At 68.5% G+C, this 17,447-nt stretch carries 13 protein-coding genes; 8 read left to right on the plus strand and 5 right to left on the minus strand.

Features of this window, described 5'->3' with window-relative positions; all coding sequences use genetic code 11:
- Positions 1-324 precede the first annotated feature (324 nt).
- Positions 325-3,261, plus strand: coding sequence for an acyl-CoA synthetase (locus tag NBRGI_RS28870; RefSeq protein WP_051728109.1), 2,937 nt, complete (start codon positions 325-327; stop codon positions 3,259-3,261).
- A 116-nt stretch (positions 3,262-3,377) separates the two neighbouring features.
- Complete coding sequence (locus NBRGI_RS28875) at positions 3,378-3,977, plus strand: class I SAM-dependent methyltransferase (RefSeq protein ID WP_029900357.1); 600 nt, start codon at positions 3,378-3,380, stop codon at positions 3,975-3,977.
- Here NBRGI_RS28875 and rffA read toward each other — a convergent pair.
- Both rffA and NBRGI_RS44370 read right to left on the minus strand, forming a co-directional pair.
- Positions 3,974-5,113 (minus strand): dTDP-4-amino-4,6-dideoxygalactose transaminase, encoded by a 1,140-nt coding sequence (rffA, locus tag NBRGI_RS28880; protein ID WP_029900358.1) that lies wholly within the window; start codon positions 5,111-5,113, stop codon positions 3,974-3,976. The two genes, NBRGI_RS28875 and rffA, sit on opposite strands and share 4 nt — an antisense overlap.
- Positions 5,103-6,227: a glycosyltransferase gene (locus NBRGI_RS44370; RefSeq protein WP_029900359.1), complete on the minus strand. Its 1,125-nt coding sequence runs from the start codon at positions 6,225-6,227 to the stop codon at positions 5,103-5,105. Before NBRGI_RS44370 ends, rffA begins: the two co-directional genes overlap by 11 nt.
- Before the next feature lie 363 nt (positions 6,228-6,590).
- Here NBRGI_RS44370 and NBRGI_RS28890 point away from each other — a divergent pair, with 363 nt between their 5' ends.
- The 4 genes from NBRGI_RS28890 to NBRGI_RS28915 all read left to right on the plus strand — a co-directional run bounded on the left by NBRGI_RS28890 (position 6,591) and on the right by NBRGI_RS28915 (position 13,198).
- A complete protein-coding gene (locus NBRGI_RS28890; RefSeq protein WP_036561355.1) occupies positions 6,591-8,717 on the plus strand; it encodes a membrane protein in 2,127 nt (708 codons plus the stop codon).
- Positions 8,718-8,741: 24 nt separating this feature from the next.
- Complete coding sequence (locus tag NBRGI_RS28895; protein WP_036561358.1) at positions 8,742-10,985, plus strand: membrane protein; 2,244 nt, start codon at positions 8,742-8,744, stop codon at positions 10,983-10,985.
- Between the two features lie 748 nt (positions 10,986-11,733).
- A complete protein-coding gene (locus NBRGI_RS49705) occupies positions 11,734-12,957 on the plus strand; it encodes a GtrA family protein (protein WP_268808436.1) in 1,224 nt (407 codons plus the stop codon).
- A 10-nt stretch (positions 12,958-12,967) separates the two neighbouring features.
- A complete protein-coding gene (locus NBRGI_RS28915; protein WP_014983551.1) occupies positions 12,968-13,198 on the plus strand; it encodes a Trm112 family protein in 231 nt (76 codons plus the stop codon).
- 466 nt (positions 13,199-13,664) lie between these two features.
- Here NBRGI_RS28915 and NBRGI_RS48800 read toward each other — a convergent pair whose 3' ends face one another.
- The 3 genes from NBRGI_RS48800 to NBRGI_RS28935 form a co-directional block, all read right to left on the minus strand.
- Positions 13,665-14,129 carry a hypothetical protein gene (locus NBRGI_RS48800; RefSeq protein ID WP_063726325.1) on the minus strand — a complete coding sequence of 155 codons (465 nt, stop codon included), beginning with the start codon at positions 14,127-14,129 and terminating at the stop codon, positions 13,665-13,667.
- Positions 14,119-14,994: a hypothetical protein gene (locus NBRGI_RS28930; RefSeq protein WP_029900363.1), complete on the minus strand. Its 876-nt coding sequence runs from the start codon at positions 14,992-14,994 to the stop codon at positions 14,119-14,121. Before NBRGI_RS28930 ends, NBRGI_RS48800 begins: the two co-directional genes overlap by 11 nt.
- Before the next feature lie 163 nt (positions 14,995-15,157).
- Entirely contained in the window at positions 15,158-15,604 is a 447-nt protein-coding gene (locus NBRGI_RS28935; RefSeq protein ID WP_148310984.1) for a hypothetical protein, read from the minus strand.
- A 617-nt stretch (positions 15,605-16,221) separates the two neighbouring features.
- On the opposite strand from NBRGI_RS28935, the gene NBRGI_RS28940 reads away from it, so the two are divergent.
- Together NBRGI_RS28940 and NBRGI_RS28945 are read left to right on the plus strand one after the other, a co-directional pair.
- Positions 16,222-17,127, plus strand: coding sequence for an HAD-IIA family hydrolase (locus NBRGI_RS28940; protein ID WP_029900365.1), 906 nt, complete (start codon positions 16,222-16,224; stop codon positions 17,125-17,127).
- A 13-nt stretch (positions 17,128-17,140) separates the two neighbouring features.
- Complete coding sequence (locus NBRGI_RS28945; RefSeq protein ID WP_228833548.1) at positions 17,141-17,446, plus strand: hypothetical protein; 306 nt, start codon at positions 17,141-17,143, stop codon at positions 17,444-17,446.
- The last annotated feature ends 1 nt before the right edge of the window (position 17,447 follow it).

The raw sequence follows: 17,447 nt of genomic DNA on the forward strand, positions 1-17,447 counted from the left end.
TGGTCACGACACGCGACCGATCGAAACAACGCCGGATAACGGAGTGTGCACGAACGGTGATTCGGCGGACAGATCGCGCGATGATAGCTACCCTCGCGCGCCGCGATCAGTGCGCGAACCGACATGGATCGGGTCACAGCAGCCACATAATGGACACTTGGTGTGGGAAGCTCGACAGAACATGTAGTCGGCGTACTTCTCGGGGGCCGGAAGGGACTCCTTTTCGGCGGAGTGCGCCGGTCATGTGTGCCACGTTCTAGGGTAGGGCCAGGAGCGATTGTGAAGTTCAGCGCGAAGGATTTGGTCGGGTCGGTGCAGCGGTTGATGGCAACTGCGCAGAACGGCCTCGAGGTCATCCGCTTCGGCGGGTTGACCCACGATGTCGAGTCGTCCCCGTTCGAGGTGGTCGAGCGCCGGCGCATGTACCGGCTGCGGCACTACTTCCCGGACGACACGACCCCGGACCGCCCGGTTGTGCTGCTCGTGCCCCCGTTGATGGTGAACGCCGACATCTGGGACGTGAACGCCGACGACGGCGCCGTCGGAATCCTGCATCGCGGCGGAATCGATTGCTGGGTGGTCGATTTCGGCTCCCCCGCGAAAGAGGAGGGCGGCTGGGAGCGCGACCTGGCCGACCATGTGCTCGCGGTGAGCAGCGCGATCGACGCGGTGACCGAGGCGACCGGCAGCAGCGTGCACCTGATGGGGTACTCGCAGGGCGGTATGTTCGCCTACCAGGTCGCCGCTTACCGGTACGGCAGAGGCGTACAGAGTATCGTGACGTTCGGCAGTCCCGTCGACATCGTCGCGGGCATGCCGTTCGGCCTGCCCTACGGCATGGTCTCCGACGTGGCCGATTTCCTGGCCGATCACGTGGTGACCCGGCTGCCGATCACCGATTCGATGGTGCGGATCGGCTTCCAGATGCTCGATCCGATGAAGACAGCGAAGGCCAGGCTCGACTTCCTGCGCCAGCTGCACGACCGGGAGGCGTTGCTGCCCAAGGAACGGCAGCGCCGGTTCCTGAACAGCGACGGCTGGGTCGGTTATGCCGGTCCGGCCGCCGCCGATCTGCTCAAGCAGTTCGTCGCGCACAACCGTTTGATGTTGGGCGGCTTCGTGATTCGTGATCACCCGGTGTCGCTCGCGGAGTTGAAGTGCCCGATCCTCGCGTTCGTGGGCGAGGTGGACGACATCGGCCAGCCCGGCGCGGTGCGCGGCATCGTGCGGGCCGCGCCGAACGCGGAGGTCTACGAGGCGACGCTGGTCGCCGGGCATTTCGGTCTGGTCGCGGGCAGCACCGCGACCAACCACACCTGGCCGCTGGTACGCCAGTGGGTCGACTGGCTCGAACGAGACACCCTGCTGCCGCCGGAGATCCATCCGATGGTCGATCAGGTCGAGACGAACCGGCCGCGTTCGGCGGCCACCCGTGTGGTGCACACCGCGGCCTCGCTGGCCGAGGCGGGCGCGGGCGTCGGCAAGGCGCTGGAGGGTATCGCGAACAACACCGTGCGCGGCTCGGTGGAGCTGGCGGGCGAGGCCGCGCGGGCGCTGCCCCGGCTGACCCGGCTCGGCATGATCCAGCCGCACACCCGGATCTCGCTCGGCAGGCTGATCGCCGAACAGGGCAGGCGCGCCCCGCAGAAGGATCTGTTCCTCTTCGATGACCGGGTGCACACCAACGCCGCGGTCAACGTGCGCATCGACAATGTGGTGCGCGGGCTGATCTCGGTCGGCATCCGCCCGGCGATGCGGGTCGGCGTGCTCATGGAAACCCGGCCCAGCGCGCTGGCGACGGTCGCCGCCCTGTCGCGGCTCGGCGCGGTGGCGGTGCTGCTCGCGCCCGGCAGCGAACTCGTCCGTGCGCTGGAACTGACCCACGTCGACACGGTGATCGCGGATCCGGAGAACCTGCGGCACGCGGCGGGCACCGGGGCGCGGGTGCTGGTGCTCGGCGGCGGGGATGCGAGGCAGCTCGATCTGCCGGCCGACGGTCAGGTGATCGACCTCGAGCAGATCGACCCCGCGCAGGTGAAGCTGCCGGGTTGGTACCGGCCCGACCCCGGCCTCGCGAGGGAGCTGGCGTTCGTGCTCGTCACCGGCACCGGCGACCGGCTCGAGACCAAATACATCACCAACCATCGCTGGGCGCTGTCGGCCTTCGGCACCGCGACCACCGCCGATCTGAACCGCAGGGACACGGTGTATTGCCTTGCGCCGCTGCATCATTCGTCCGGTCTGCTGGTCAGTCTGGGCGGCGCGATCGCGGGCGGCAGCCGGATCGCGCTGGCTCGCTCGCTGGATCCGGCCCGGTTCGCCGAAGAGGTGCACCGCTACGGCGTCACGGTGGTCACCTACACCTGGACGATGATGCGCGACATCCTCGACGCCGAGGTGTTCCCGGCGGGGCCGGTTTCATCCACCTCGGCTGCCAACCACCACTGGCATCCGATCCGGCTGTTCATCGGCTCCGGCATGCCCGCGGGACTGTGGCGGCGCACCACCGAACAGTTCGACCCGGCTCGGGTGGTGGAGTTCTACGCCTCCATCGAGGGCGATGTGGTGCTGGCCAATGTGCAGGGCGCCAAACGCGGGTGCAAGGGCAGGCCGGTTCCCGGCACCGCCCGGGTGGAACTGGTCGCCTACGACCCGGTCACCGAGGAGATCCTGACCGACGAGGCCGGCTACGCCCGGCGCTGCGCGGACAACGAGGTCGGCCTGCTGATCGGTAAAGCGTCCGAGGGCATCGACATCTCCGCGGGCGGGCTGCGCGGTGTCTTCGCGCCCGGCGACTCGTGGATGCCGACGGAAAACCTGTTCCGCCGTGACAGCGACGGCGACTACTGGCTGGTCGACCGCAAGGACACCGTCATTCACACCGCGCGCGGGCCGGTGTTCGGCCAGCCGATCGTCGACGTGCTCAACGACGTCATGGCGATCGATATGGAGGTCGCGTACGGGCTGGACACCGGCAAGAACTGCATCGCGGTCGCCGCGGTGTGCGTGCGCAAGGGATTCCGGTTGGAGCCCAAAGACGTGACCGAGGCGTTGCGCGCGCTCGATCCGGACCAGCGGCCCGATGTGGTCTACGTGGTGGACGAGATCCCGCGCAGTTCTTCCTACCGCCCGTCCACCCGTGCGGTGCAGGCGGCGGGCCGCCCCGAGCCGGGGCCGGACACCTGGTGGTACAACCGGACTTCGGACGCCTACGAAATCCTCACCGAGGAAGACGCGGCCGCCGTGCTCGGCGACCGATAGCCGTTCGCGCGCCGCCGAATTCACCGGCTCGAGCCGCCCGCATGTGCGGGCGGCGGCCGCGCGCCGTAGCATCCCACGCTGACGTTGCTGTCCGATTCTGTTCACAGGGGTATTTGGTGCGATCGAGCCTGATCTACCGCAACGCCACCGTCTACGAGCTGCTGATGCGCGCGCTGTACGGCCGGCACTACGCGGCCCGGTACCGCGCCGTCGAGGCGCTGGTGCCGGCGGGCGCGAGCGTGCTCGACCTGTGCTGCGGTCCGGCGACCCTGTACACCCGGTATCTGCGCCAGAAGTCGGTCGACTACACGGGGCTGGATCGTAACGACGGCTTCGTCGCGAAGCTCACCGCGGCAGGCGGGCAGGGCCGAGTCTGGAATCTGAATTCCGACACACCGCTGCCCGCGGCGGACTATGTGCTGATGCAGGCCAGCCTTTATCACTTCCTGCCCGATCCCGCGCCGGTGCTCGACCGGATGCTGGCCGCGGCGCGCAAACAGGTGATCATCGCCGAACCCGTGCGCAACCTGGCCAGCAGCGACAACCGGGTGCTCGCGCTGCTGGGCCAGCGTTTCACCGATGCCGGCGACGGCGCGCAGGCGCACCGTTTCACCGAGGCGACGCTGGACGAGTTCTTCCGGCGCTACGCGGCCCGCATCGACCGGCAGTCACTCATCGCGGGCGGCCGCGAAAAGCTGTACGTCCTCAACGCTTAGACCGTGAACTCCGTGACCGCCGCGACCACGCGGCCGATCTGATCGTCGGTGAGGTCCGGCCAAAGCGGCAGGCGCACAACGGTTCCGGAGAACTGCGCGGTGCGCACGCAGGGGTGCGGGGTGCGGCCGAGTTTCAGCCCGGCCGGGCTGGAATCCAGTGGCACATAGTGGAACGGCGCCACGATGCCCCTACCGCGCAGATGCGTGATCAGGTCGTCGCGGCGGTCCTCATCGGGCACGCGCAGGTAGTAGAGGTGCGCGGTGTGCTCGCGATCGCCGGGCACGGTCATCAGCCGAACGTCGTTGCGGGCGGCCCAGTCCGGCAGCGCGGCGGCGTAGGCGTCCCACACCCGGTGCCGTCCGGCCTGGATGGTGGCGAACTCGTCGAGCTGCGCGTCGAGCACGGCGGCATTCAGTTCGCTGGGCAGGTAGCTGGAACCGATGTCCTGCCAGGAGTACTTGTCCACCGCGCCGCGCAGGAAGCGGGCGCGGTCGGTGCCCTTCTCCCGGATGATCTCCGCGCGCGCCATCAGGATCTCGTCGGTGAGCAGCAGTGCGCCGCCCTCACCGCAGTGCACGTTCTTGGTGTCGTGGAAGCTCAGCGTGCCGAGCGCGCCGAGGGTGCCCAGCGCGCGTCCGCGCCAGCGGCCGCCGAGGCCGTGCGCGTTGTCCTCGACGATGGCGAAGCCGTGCGCGTTGGACAGTTCGAGCAGTCGGGCCATGTCCGCGGCGACACCGCCGTAGTGGATGACGACGACGGCCTTGGTGCGGTCGGTGATCGCGGCCGCCACCGATTCCGGATCGATATTGCCGGTCTCCGGATCGATATCGGCGAACACGCAGGTGGCGCCGCGCAGTGCCATCGCGGTCGCGGTGGAGGTGAAGGCGAAGCTCGGCACGATCACCTCGTCGTCCGGGCCCAGCTCCAGCAGCAGGCCCGCCATCTCCAGCGCGGAGGTGCACGAGGTGGTGAGCAGCGCGTGCGGCGCCTCGGTGATGGTCTTCAGCTTCGCGGTCGCCGACGCGGTGAACGGACCGTCGCCGTGACTGTGATCCGAGCCGAGTACGGCCGCCAGATTGGCCAGTTCGCGCTCGGCCCGGAAGGGGCGGCTGAAGATGATGCGGTCAGTGGTCAACCCGGTCGTTCCCCCTGTTGGCGGTGGTGGTCAAGGTCCGCAGTTCGGCGGTCGCGTCGGCGGCGGGATCCTCGACTGCGGAGGGTAGTGGCTGCGGACGCGGGGTGGGTGAGTCGACGGTCAGGTAGAGCGGCTTACCGACCAGAATGTGCAGCGCCACCCCGAGATACTCGGCGATGAGCCCGAGCGAGAACAGGATGGCGCCGGACACGAGCAGCAGGACGACGATCATCGACGCCCAGCCCTCGGGCGCCCAGTTGTCGGTGGTGAGCGCCTCGTAGACGATGAACGCGGCGAGCAGCCCGCCACCGAGCGCCAGCGTCACGCCGAGCATGCTGACCAGGCGTAGGCCGCGAGTTCCGCTGCACAGCACCATCTTCCAGAACAACGAGAACAGCCGGCGGTAGTTGTAACCGGATTCTTCGCGGCCCTCGGCGCGCAGCACCACCGGCACCTGCGCGACATTGCCGACCACCCAGGTGAGCGCGACATCGAGGTACACCCCGTTGGACGCGACCTCAGCGAGCTGGCGGCCGATGGCACCGCGGATCAGCCGGTAGCTCTCGAACCGGGTGGAGTCGGGGAACGCGAACAGCGTCGCCAGCACCAGTTTCGCGCCGCGCGAGGTGAGGTTGCGCAGGAAGCCGTGCGGGCGGGTGTTGCTCGGCTTCGAGTAGACCAGTTCGGCGCGTTCGGTCAGCGCGGCGTCGAGGAAGGTGCCGATGAACCGCGGATCGTGCTGACCGTCCTCGTCCATGGTGACGATCCAGTCGCCGTTCGCCGCGGACATGCCCGCGATGGTCGCGGCGTCCTGGCCGAAATTGCGGCTGAGCCAGATGGTGCGCACCTCGGGGTAGGCCCGCTCGAGTTCTTGCAGCACCACATCGGAGCGATCGGGTCCGTGATCGTGCACGAGGATGATCTCGTCGACCTGGAAGGTGACTCCACCCGCAGTGGTGCTGGGGCGGGTGAGTTCGTGGAGTTCGGCGACCAGCCCGCCGACGGTGTCCTCACCCCGGTAGATCGGCACGACGACGGAGATGCCGTGCGATCGGGCGGACCGGCCGTTCGGTACGACGGCGGAACGGGGCGTCTGATTGGACGGAATCGGCATCAGCTTGATCGACTTTCGATGACGGTGCGTGCCGGTAGCTCCCGCGGGACAGCAGGGCCCGAGCCGTCCAGAACTCTAGCATGGTGCGGGTTTCCGATTCCGGGGCAGCACATCCCCCCATCATCATCGCGGCGGCGGGCTGATGCCAAGTGCCACACCGCTGTGTAGGGTTTGGAACTCGTGACGGATAGCGCAGTGACGAGGGTGGTGCTCCCCGGGTCCGCCGAGGTCAACACGGCTACTTCTGCCGAGCCGCCCGCGCATGCCGGATCCGCGGGGGCCGCGTCGGCGCCCGAGCCCGCGGCGGGCGATAGCTCCGCTCGTCGCGAGGTATACCGCTGGGGTGCGATCACCGTCGCCGGCGTGATCCTCGGTTACGTCGCGGTGTTGCTCGCCAACGCCAGGCACTTCTATACCGACGACACCGAATCCCAGTACACCGGACTGTGGATCGGGCTCGGGCGCGCGTTGCGCGACGGCACCTTCCCGGTGCTGGTGCCCGAGCGGTGGATGTCGGGCAACAACACGATGGACGACGCGGGGCTGTTCAACCCGCCGCAGCTGCTGATCGATCTGATCGCGCCGTCGGTGGACAACATGGCGCTCTACGCCACCGTCGTGAAACTGATCTTCGCGATCATCTCCGCGCTCGGCGTCTACCGGATCTGCCTCGCCTACGGCGGCCGGCCCGCCTGGTCGGCGGTGGCGGGTATCGCGTTCCCGCTCTCGGGCTTCTTCCTGTTCTTCGACGAGGCCAGCTGGATGACCGCGCTCACCGGCACGGCCTGGCTGGTGCACGCCTGGGCGTCGTCGGTGCGCTACACCCGCGGGCAGGGCGGACCGATCCCGGTGTTCGTCTATCTCTATCTGACGATCTCCACCCAATACATCTTCCCGGCGGTCGAGGCGGCGCTGATGCTGCTCGCGGTCGCGGTGGGAGAGCTTGTGTACCAACGAAAATGGCTGCCCGTACTGCGGCTGGCGATCGTCGGCGGCTGCGCCGGACTGGCCGGGCTGCTGACCTTCCTGCCGAGCATGCTCTCGGCCAAGGTCACCTGGCGCGGCACCATGGAGATCAACAACGACCAGTTCCTGACCGTGCCGTGGTCGGAATCGCTCAACGCCAGCCTGCCGAGTTCGATGCCGGCCTTCACCTCGTGGTGGGGCTACGTGCAGCCGATGCCGGTCACCTACATCGCCTGGTTCCTGATTCCGGCGCTGGCGTTCATCGACTGGCAGCGGTCCCGGCGATCCTGGCGCGAGCTGACCGGCGTCGCGTTCTTCGCGGTCGTGATGCTGATGTGGGCGGCCGGGCCGGGATCCATCGGTCCGCTGCGCTGGCCGGTGCGGGTGCTGCCGATGCTGGCCATCGGGCTGCTGGTGCTGGTGTGCGTGCTGCTCGGGCGCTACGCGACCACGCGGGATCTGAAGAACCGGACGATCGCGGCGGGCGTGCTGATCTTCCTGCTGTTCGTGCGGACCTTCTCCGCCGATCCGCACCAGGTCGGCTGGCATGTGCTCGCGGTCGCGGCGGTGGTCGCGCTCGGTGCCGGCGTGCTCTGGCTGGATCGGACCAAGGGCACGGCGATGGCCTGCGCGCTGGCCATCGTCGCGATGTTCCCCATCGCCTACCTGCAGGTGAACGCCGCGCAGCCGACACCGATGACGTGGAACCTGCCGACCAACCGCTCCGAGGCCCAGGCCGCCTTCCCGGACTTCCCGGGCACCACCCTTCAGCTGGCCGAGCGCGGCCTGGTGCAGCCGGGGGACAAGAGCCTCGAAGGTGCCTACGGTTCCTTGGTTTTCGGCAACTACGCCAAGTCGCTGGACCTGAGCTACGTCAACGGCTACACCCCGACCGGCCACTTCTACTTCGGTGAGCTGCTGTGCATGCGCTGGGACAGCAGCGTGTGCCCGGACGCGTTCCGGCGCATGTTCGCCCCGGAGCCGACCACCGGGCGCAACCTCGCCGACCTGATGAAGATCGACCGGGTGGTGTTGCAGCGGGCACTGTTCCCGGACGCGCGCAACCAACCCGCACCGGACGGCTGGAAGTGGGTGGACTACCCGGGACACGAGCAGTACATCTCGGTGCTCGAACGCGTCGACGGGCCGATCTCGACGGTGAACGGACGGGTCTCGGCCACCAAGAACGCGACGGCGACGTCGATCTCGGAGACCGACACCACCAGCCGGGTCCGGGTGAGCGCGCCCGCGGGCGGCAAGGTGGTGTTCGCGCGCCTGGGCTGGCCCGGCTATCGCGTGACGCTGGACGGCAAGCAGATCCCGATCACCACCGTGGCGAAATCGTTTGTCGCCGTTGACCTTCCCGCGGGCACCCAGAACGCCGAACTGGTGCTGACCTGGCGTCCGCCGGGTTGGAAGATCGGCATCGCGGCGCTGGCCGCGGGCATCGTCGGTACCGGTGTGCTGCAGTGGGTGTACGTGCGGTCGCGGCGACGGACAGGGGAACAGCCCGCCGCGGTGTGATGCCTGTAGGGTCTGGGACTCGTGGTGGAAAGCAGCAGCGCGCTCGCCCGGCGGGACGTGTACAAGTGGGGTCTGATAACCGCACTCGGAGTGATCGCCGGATATGGCGCCGTCCTGCTGGCCAACGTCCGGCACTTCTACACCGACGACACCGAGTCGCAGTACGCCCCGCTGTGGGTGATGCTCGGAAATCGCCTGCGCGACGGGCAATTTCCGATGCTGGTTCCCGAACACTGGATGGCGGGCAACTACACCATCGAAGAGGCGGGCCTGCTGAATCCGCCGCAGCTGCTGATCGATCTGATCGCGCCCTCGGTGGACAACGTGGCGCTCTACGCCACCGTGGTGAAACTGGTCTTCGCGATCGTGCTCGGCCTCGGCGTGTACCGGATCTGCCTCGCCTACGGCGCGAAAGCCCCGTGGGCGGCGGTCGCCGGCGTCACCATGCCGTTCACCGGCTGGCTGCTGTTCTTCGACGAGGCCAGCTGGTACACCGCGTTCGTCGGCACGGCGTGGCTGGCGCACGCGTGGGCGTCCGGGGTCCGGTACGCGCGCGGGCTCGGCGGACTCGGTCGGTCCAGCGGGCCGATCCCGACTTTCGTGTTCCTGTACCTGGCGATCTCGGTGCAGTACATCTTCCCGGCCGTGGAAGCCGGGCTGATGATCGGCGCGGTCGCCGTCGGTGAGGTTGTCTACCAACGCAAATGGCGTCCGTCGCTGTGGTTGCTCGCCGCCGCCGGCTGCGCGGCACTGGTGGGCCTGGCCACCTACCTGCCGAGCATGCTCTCGGCCAAGGTGACCTGGCGCGGCACCGCCCAGATCAACAACGACCAGTTCCTCACCGTGCCCTGGTCCGAATCGCTGAACGCCAGCCTGCCCAGCACGCTGCCCGCCTACAGCTCCTGGTGGGGTTACGTGCAGCCGATGCCGGTCGTCTACATCGCGTGGTTCCTGATCCCGGCGCTGGCGTTCATCGACTGGCGTAGAGCTCGGGAGAACTGGCGGGAATTCACCGCGATCGCGTTGTTCGCGATCATGGCGCTGATGTGGACCGCCGGGCCCGGCGCCATCGGCCCGCTGCGCTGGCCCGCGCGGGTGCTGCCGATGGTGGCGCTCGGGCTGCTGGTGCTGGTGTGCGTGCTGCTCGGGCGCTACGCCACCTTCGACGGCTGGCGGCGGCGCGGTATCGCCGCGGGCGTGCTGATCGGGTTGCTGTTCGTGCGGTCGTTCTCCGCCGCGCCCCACGAACTGGGCGGGCATGTGGTCGCGGTGCTCGCGGTGGTCGCGCTCGGTGCGGCCGTGGTGTGGCTCGGACGCAACAAAGGAACGGTCGCCGCCTGCGTGCTCACGCTCGTCGCGGTGTTCCCGATCGCCTACGTCCAGGTGTGGGCCGCGCAGCCGACCCCGATGGGCTGGAACCTGCCGACCAACCGCTCCGAGATGAAGGCCGCGTTCCCCGACTTCACCGGCACCACCCTGCAACTCGCCGATCGCGGACCCATCACACCCGGCGAACGAAACCTGAAGGGCGCCTACGGGTCTCTCGTCTTCGGCAACTACGCCAAAGATCTCGAACTCACCTACGTCAGCGGGTACACACCGAACGGCCACTACTGGTTCGGCGAGCTGCTCTGCATGCGCTGGGACACCAGCGTGTGCCCCGACGCGTTCCGGCGCGCGTTCGACATCGAACCCGGCACCGGGCGCACCATCGTCGACCTCATGAAGGTCGACCGGGTCGTGCTGCAACGCGCGATGTACCCCGACGCCCGCAACCAGCCCGCGCCGCCCGGCTGGAAATGGGTCGACTACCCCGGCCACGAGCAGTACATCTCCGTGCTGGAACGCGTCGACGGATTGCTCTCCACCCGCAACGGGCGCGTCGCGGCCGGTCTCGGCGTCACCGCCACCTCGGTCACCGAATCCGACCGCACCAGCAAGGTGCGGGTCAGCTCCGATACCGGCGGCCAGGTCGTCCTCGCCCGCCTCGGCTGGCCCGGCTACCACGCCACCCTCGACGGCAAAGACCTCCCCACCCACCTCGTCGCCAAAACCTTCCTCGCAGTGGACATTCCGGCCGGCACCAAAAACGGCGACCTCGAGGTGACCTGGCAGCCCCCCGGCTGGCAGATCGGCGCCGCCGCCATCGCCCTCGGCCTGGTCGGCGCCGGACTGCTCCACTGGTCCTACACCCGCCGTCGCCCCGAGGAACTCGCCGAACCGTCCCCCGACCCCGCTGAACCCGACCTGGCCGACGCGTCGCGCTGATCGGGGAAGTCGTCCGGGAGCGTCGATCTCGGCCGGACGAGGGAGCGAGTCACAACCAAGATCAGGGGGAACTGGTGGCGGCGCGTTCTCGCGCGATGCCGCCACCAGTTCCCCCTGATCTTGTACCGAGGACTCGGTCCGAGTGGGTCGACGAAGGTCACGGGCCCGTGAGTTTTCTTGTGGCGCAACGAAGTCGGAGCGAACATCCGCGAAGACGCGCTCCTGTGAAGGACCGCCGCCCGTAGCCGGACGTGCCCGCATGGCGGCCCCTTCGGTCGCCGACACGAATCCCGCAGCGGGGGTATGTCCACGCTGATCCTCAGCGAGATTCGTCATGCTCACCAGCACGTACCCGGAGGGGGTGCGCCAGATGCGTCCGCTGAGCGGATTAGCGGCCGACCTCACAGAGTTTGTTGACACCTTGCACAGCGACTTGCGGTGTGGCGCGCCGAGGCTCGGTGCGGGAGGTCTGTGATGCGGCGGGCCGGACTCACGGCCGCGGGAGGTTGTGCGCATGTCGGCTTAATCAGCGGGTCGCCGCAGAGTCGGGCGCGCCGAGGCTCGGTGCGGGAGGTCTGTGATGGGGCGGATTGGCGGGGCGGGCGGACGTGAGGAGGGGCGAGTGCTGTGCGGTTCACGGCCGGTTCCGGGGGTGGAGGGGCGGGCAGTTGGCGCGCGGGTCGGGGTGGTCGTCGAGGAATCGTGCGATGGCGACTAGAGTGCCCAGCGCGACAGGAGGTGCCGCCTGGTGGATTTCGACGATGACCGGAGCGTGGCTTCCGCACGCACCGAGGAGGTGGTCCGCGCAGTGCCCAGAGCTCCTCTCCGCGACGCCGACAAGTACGACCTGCGGGCTGACACCGCGAACCATCAGGTGCCGCCCGCGTCGCCTGCCGAGGCAGATCAGGGTCTTGCGCAGCAGTCAGGCGATGCGGTGCAGAGTTCAGCGGAGTTCGCGCCCGAGGGGGAGACGTTCCGGACTGCCGGTGGCACAGGCGCGACGGCTCCGGACCTGGGCGGCTACGCGGCGGCCGACTCGGCTCGTATTGCCGTGGGGGACACAGATGTTTCGCGAGGTGGACCGAGCGCGATGGGGTCGGAAGCCGTCGCCGGTGCGGGCGGCGAGCCGGTGCCTGATGGCGTGGTGGCTGGCGCGGGTCTGGCCGATGGTGGTCGGGCTGCGGTGACGCGTGCGGGTGGTGAGGTTTCGGCTGGTGCCGCTGCTGGCGTGGCTGGCGCGGGTCTGGCCGATGGTGGTCGGGCTGCGGTGATGCGTGCGGGTGGTGAGGTTTCGGCTGGTGCCGCTGCTGGCGTGGCTGGCGCGGGTCTGGCTGATGGTGGTCGGGCTGCGGTGACGCGTGCGGGTGGTGAGGTTTCGGCTGGTGCCGCTGCTGGCGCGGGTGTTGCGGGTCTGGCCGATGGTGGTCGGGGTGGCGCGACCAGTGCGGGTGGTGGGGCTTTGACTGGTGGGGGTGCTGCTGGTGCGGGGGGAGGCGTCGCGGCGGGGGTGGGGGATAGTGCCGCGGGGGGCGTGGAGAATCCGGGGCCTTTGTTGCGGGTGGTGCGGCGGCAAGAGTTGGCGTTCGCGGTGGTGGGCGGGTTCAATACCGCGCTCGGTATCGGGATGACCGTGGTGTGGCTGGCGGTGCTCGGCGACAACGTGCCGCCCTCGGTGGCGGTGGCCGCGGCGTACGCGGTGAGTATTGCGGTTGCGTTCGTGTTGCATCGGACGCTCGTGTTCCGGGTGCGCGGGCATCTGCTGCGTGATTTCCTGCGGTTCGTCGCGGTGAATTCCGGTGGGCTGCTGCTGAATATGGTGTTGCTGGAGTTGGCCGTGTCGGTATGGCACTTCCCGGACAAACCCGCGGCGGTCGTGGTGATGGGCTTGGTAGCCGTCGCCAGCTACTTCGGCCACCGCCACATCTCCTTCCACCGCCGACCGGCGGTCGAATCGCGGGACGTCGTCGGGTAGGTTTTCGGTCATGCCGGAGCACACCACCTTGGACGCCACGCTGTTGAGCCTGCTGGCCTGCCCGCAGGACAAGGGCCCGCTGCTGCTGGTCCGCGCGACCGAGGGCACCGTCCTCTACAACCCGCGCCTGCGCCGCGCCTACCCCATCGACAACGGCATCCCCGTGCTCCTCATCGACGAAGCCCGCGACGCCACCGAAGCCGAACACGCCGACTTCATCGCCCAGCCCGTCGAAAGCTGAGCCCGCTCCTCCCGCCTGAGCGTGCTTGTTCGTAACCGCTCGCACGACGCATCGGCTGAGTCCAATGCTGTTGGAGTCCGCACCTGGTCGTGGCTAACTGGCCACCCGCGTACGAAGCGCGCGGGCGTCACCTTCCGCCGCGCTGCCGGGATGAACTCCCGCCAGCACCGCCCCTGCGCTAGTGGTGGCCCGACGAGACGTCGCTCGATCCGGTGCCCGGCGCAGGACGCGGTCTCCGTTGCCGCCGACGAGGACCGGGATCGGCGTCTCGCGTTGCGAGCCGATCGGGTGGGACGAGGCCGCCGCGGTTCGAAACCCGTTGCCGTTCAACAAGCACACGCATCACGGCCACTCCGGCGGCACCCGTCCTGGACGCCTGATCGCCAGGTAATGGTGGCGTAGCCCTCTCGGCCGATGCCGCCACCAGTACCTGGTGATCAACTGTCCAGCTCGAGCCCGCGCCAGATCACCCGTCCTGGGCGAAGACCTCGTCGACTGTCGTCGCGGAGATGCTGCGGTCGAACCAGCGGTCCAGTTCTTCGGGGTCCCAGCAGGCCAGGATCCGTTCCCGGTCGGCTTCGGACAGGTGGACTTCGCGACGCTCCAACATGTGCACGATGAGCTTGGCCCGTACTTTGGCCTCTGCCTTAGCTAGCCCGTCGGCGAACCCTTCGGCGTACGGCGGCGTGTCGAGGAAGACTTCGTGCATGGTGCTGGCAACGAGACTGCGGTCGAACCACGAGTCCAGATAATCGGCCTCCCGGCAAGACAGAATGAGGCCACGGACGCTGTCGGACACAGGTACACCACGGTGCTCGAGGATCCGGATGATGTCCTCGGCGCGTCCTTTGGCTTCTCCGTCGGCACGGATGCGTTGCGAGGTCTCGGACCTGAAGAACCACAGCGGAATGGAATTCGCTTCAGTGGTCATCGGTGAAGACCTCGTTGACACTGGTGGCCGAAAAGCTGCGGTCGAACCAGCGGTCGAGGACCTCGAAGTCCAGGCAGGTCAGAATTCGGTTCCGGTCCGTGTCGGACAAGGGGATGCCGCGTTGGTCCAAGGTGCGAACGATGTACTTGGCGCGTCCCCTCGCGTCCCCCTCCGCGCGCAGGTCATTGGAAGTCTTCGAACGAAAGAAGTCCAGGTCCATGGACATGATATTCCTCCACATCTGTTGGGTTTCGCCATCACCGAGGCCGAGTTCGGTGAGTTCGCGGTACATATGAGCTGATTCGGTCGGGCCGGTTTTGCGTAGGGCGGCGGCCAGTGTCTCGAGGATCTCGTTGATATCGGGTTGTTTGGCGTGCGTGATGGCGGACAGCGTGGCGAGCGCGAGATCGGAGACGGCGGTGTCGATGTCGGTCACCGGCTGCACATTGTGCGGGCCGAGGACGAGCGGGCGCAGGATCAGGCTCGGCCACCGCTCATGGCCGACTTCGAGTGGACCCTCGGCCCAGGACGCGACCGCATGGTCCTGGCAGATGACGACGAGCACCGGTAGTAGGTCGTATCTGGCCTGTAGATACGACAGGTAGTAGGCCCAAGCGGGCGGCCGCGTCGGATCCCGCTTGCCCTGGGCCTCCACCAGCAGCAGGAATGGTCCTTCGGCGGTGTCGATCTGCAGGATGGTGTCGGCGCGGCGCTCGACCGGGCGGCATTCGGTGAGGTCGACGGATAGTTGAATCACCTCCAGCGGGTCGGGGAACGGTAGGTCCAGAGCGCGGAAGGCGCGCGCGAACGTACCAGGGTCGTATTGAAAGATGCGGTGCATCGCTTCGTGTTGCGAGCTGACCATGGGGCCAACGTAGGGGCCGAGTCTCGAAAATGCATTCGAAAAGTGTCTGAGGGACAATTTTGTTCGGTGTGTTGCTGGAAACGCGGGACCGGTGTCGCGCAACTCACCGGCAATCTGGACGGGGGTACAGGATCGGTTCGTGAAGTGTTGGGGGAGAAGGGGTTCAGGAGACGAAGGCGGCGGAGGTGACGAGAACCTCGGCGTAGCTGAAGTACCAGCCGTTCCAGGTGTCGGCGGTGTGGATGTGCAGGGCGTGGCCGGTGGCGGGCCCGGCGGTGATCGACCACAGGCCGTTGCCGTAACCGGTTGCCGTGCTGACACTTCCGTCGGACCAGGCGAATTCGGCGGAGCTGGTCGCGCCCGGCGCGTTGAACGGGATGGTCACGCTCATCCGCGCGGCGTCCACACCGGGCAGCAGGGGACTGGCGCATTCGCGCAGGTTCGCTTCCCGCTGGATGCTCTGTCCGGCACTGCCGGTCCCCGGCACCAACCGGCCGCTCATCATGCTGCCGACCTGGCAGCCGCCGTAACTGTCCGCCGCGGCCTGTCCCGCACCGGCCAGCGATGCCGCGCACAGCAGCACCGGAACCAACACCTCGGCAGGAAACACCGTGGCACCACCTTCCCGTGCCGGCCCGCCCCCGAGGACCGACGCCGACGACTTGATCAGCAGTTTAACGCCCGATCCGCCTCCCCAACCGAGAGTTGGGCCGGTGGTCTTGCCTGCCGAGTCGGGCCCCAGCCAGGTCAAGAACTGGTCTGCTCGATGGACCGCCCGCCGCACTCCGCCCGGAACGCATATCACTCTGCTGAGATAGCGAACCGCCACCGCCGCGGATCCGGCAACAGCGCCGAGTCGCCCCGTCGACTCCGTTCTCGTCACCTCGAAAGAGCGCACGGGTCGACGCGACTCGGTGCACCGCGTGAGCCGCGGCGCGGTTCTTGTCGCCGTCAGCAGCAACCGGTAGCCCCGACCAGGTGCGGCAAAGCTGGAGGGACGCCCGCTTGTCGAGCTCTGGCCCGATCGCGGACGGGTGCGCCCGCGTCTTGGCTGTGCACCCCGGACCGTGCGGTGCGGGTGCACATCGGTGGTGGACGGAGGCCGAACCGGCGGGGGTTCGTGTCGGCGCCTTGGCGTAATGTGCGGGTGTCTCGGGGCTGCCATGGGCGCGGCGGGGCCGGTTCGGGCATCCGGAGGATGCGAAGTTCGGTGACACGGAGAGTGGTGTGAAGCGGCTACGAGATCGCTACGAAGCCTTGCTGCTTGATCTGGACGGCACCCTGTACCGGGGTCCCGTGGTGATCGAGGGCGCGCCGGCGGCGCTGGCGGCCGAGGGTGCGCAGCGGCTGGTGTACGTCACCAACAATGCGAGCCGGTCGCCGGCGACGGTCGCCGCACATCTGGCAGATCTCGGCTTCCCCGCGACCACCGACGACGTGGTGACCAGTGCGCAGGCGGCGGCCCGGCTGCTGGCCGAGCGCCTCGCTCCGGGCGCGGAGGTGCTGGTGGTCGGCACCGACGATCTGGCCGCCGAGGTGACGGCGGTCGGCTTGCGCCCCGTGCGCCGGTTCGACGGTGCCGCGCCTGCCGCTGTGGTGCAAGGACATTCACCGCAGACCGGCTGGCCCGAACTCGCCGAGGCCGCGTACGCCTTGCGCGCCGCCGCCCTGTGGGTCGCCGCGAACACCGACAAGACGCTGCCGAACGAGCGCGGTCTCGCTCCGGGCAACGGCGCGATGGTCGCCGCCTTGCGCACCGCGACCGACCTCGAGCCGATGGTGGCGGGCAAACCGTTCGCGCCGCTGATGGAGGACGCGCTGGTGCGCGCGGGCACCCGCAGCGCGCTGGTGGTGGGTGACCGATTGGACACCGATATCGAGGGCGCGAACGCCGTGGGCCTGGAATCGCTGCTGGTGCTCACCGGCGTCAGCACCCTGGACGAGCTGAAAGACGCGGCGGCCGAGTTCATTCCGACCTATGTGGCCGATTCGCTGGACGCGCTGAACCACCCGCCGATTCCGGCCGAATCGGACATCGATCCGAGCGACCTCGCCGCAGTGCTGGCCGAACGGTTGCGGCGCAACCCGGGACGAGCCGTGACGGTGCGCGCGTCCGGTTCGGAAATCCGATAGCGTTGACCGCACGATGACTACTCCCATGCCCCGCCCAGGAATGCCGACGCCAGGTGCCAGCGGACCCCGCCCCGGGGTTCCGCTGCCGGGCCAGCATCTGCCGGGTGCACCCGGGCGTCCGGAGCCCGCCGATCCGGAGCGCATCCGCACCGAGATCGATGGCCTGCTCACCGAACTCGTCACCCGCACCGGCTGGCCGGGCGCGCACGCGACGGCGGAGAGCGCGGAGACCGGCGCGGACATCACCCGCCGCGCCCGGATCCTGGAGCAGGCGCACGACGTGCTCGTGCAGGCCCTGGCCACGGTGGACAAGATCTGAG

Origin of the sequence: Nocardia brasiliensis IFM 10847 (assembly GCF_000710915.1) — a bacterium.
Lineage (GTDB): Bacteria > Actinomycetota > Actinomycetes > Mycobacteriales > Mycobacteriaceae > Nocardia > Nocardia brasiliensis_A.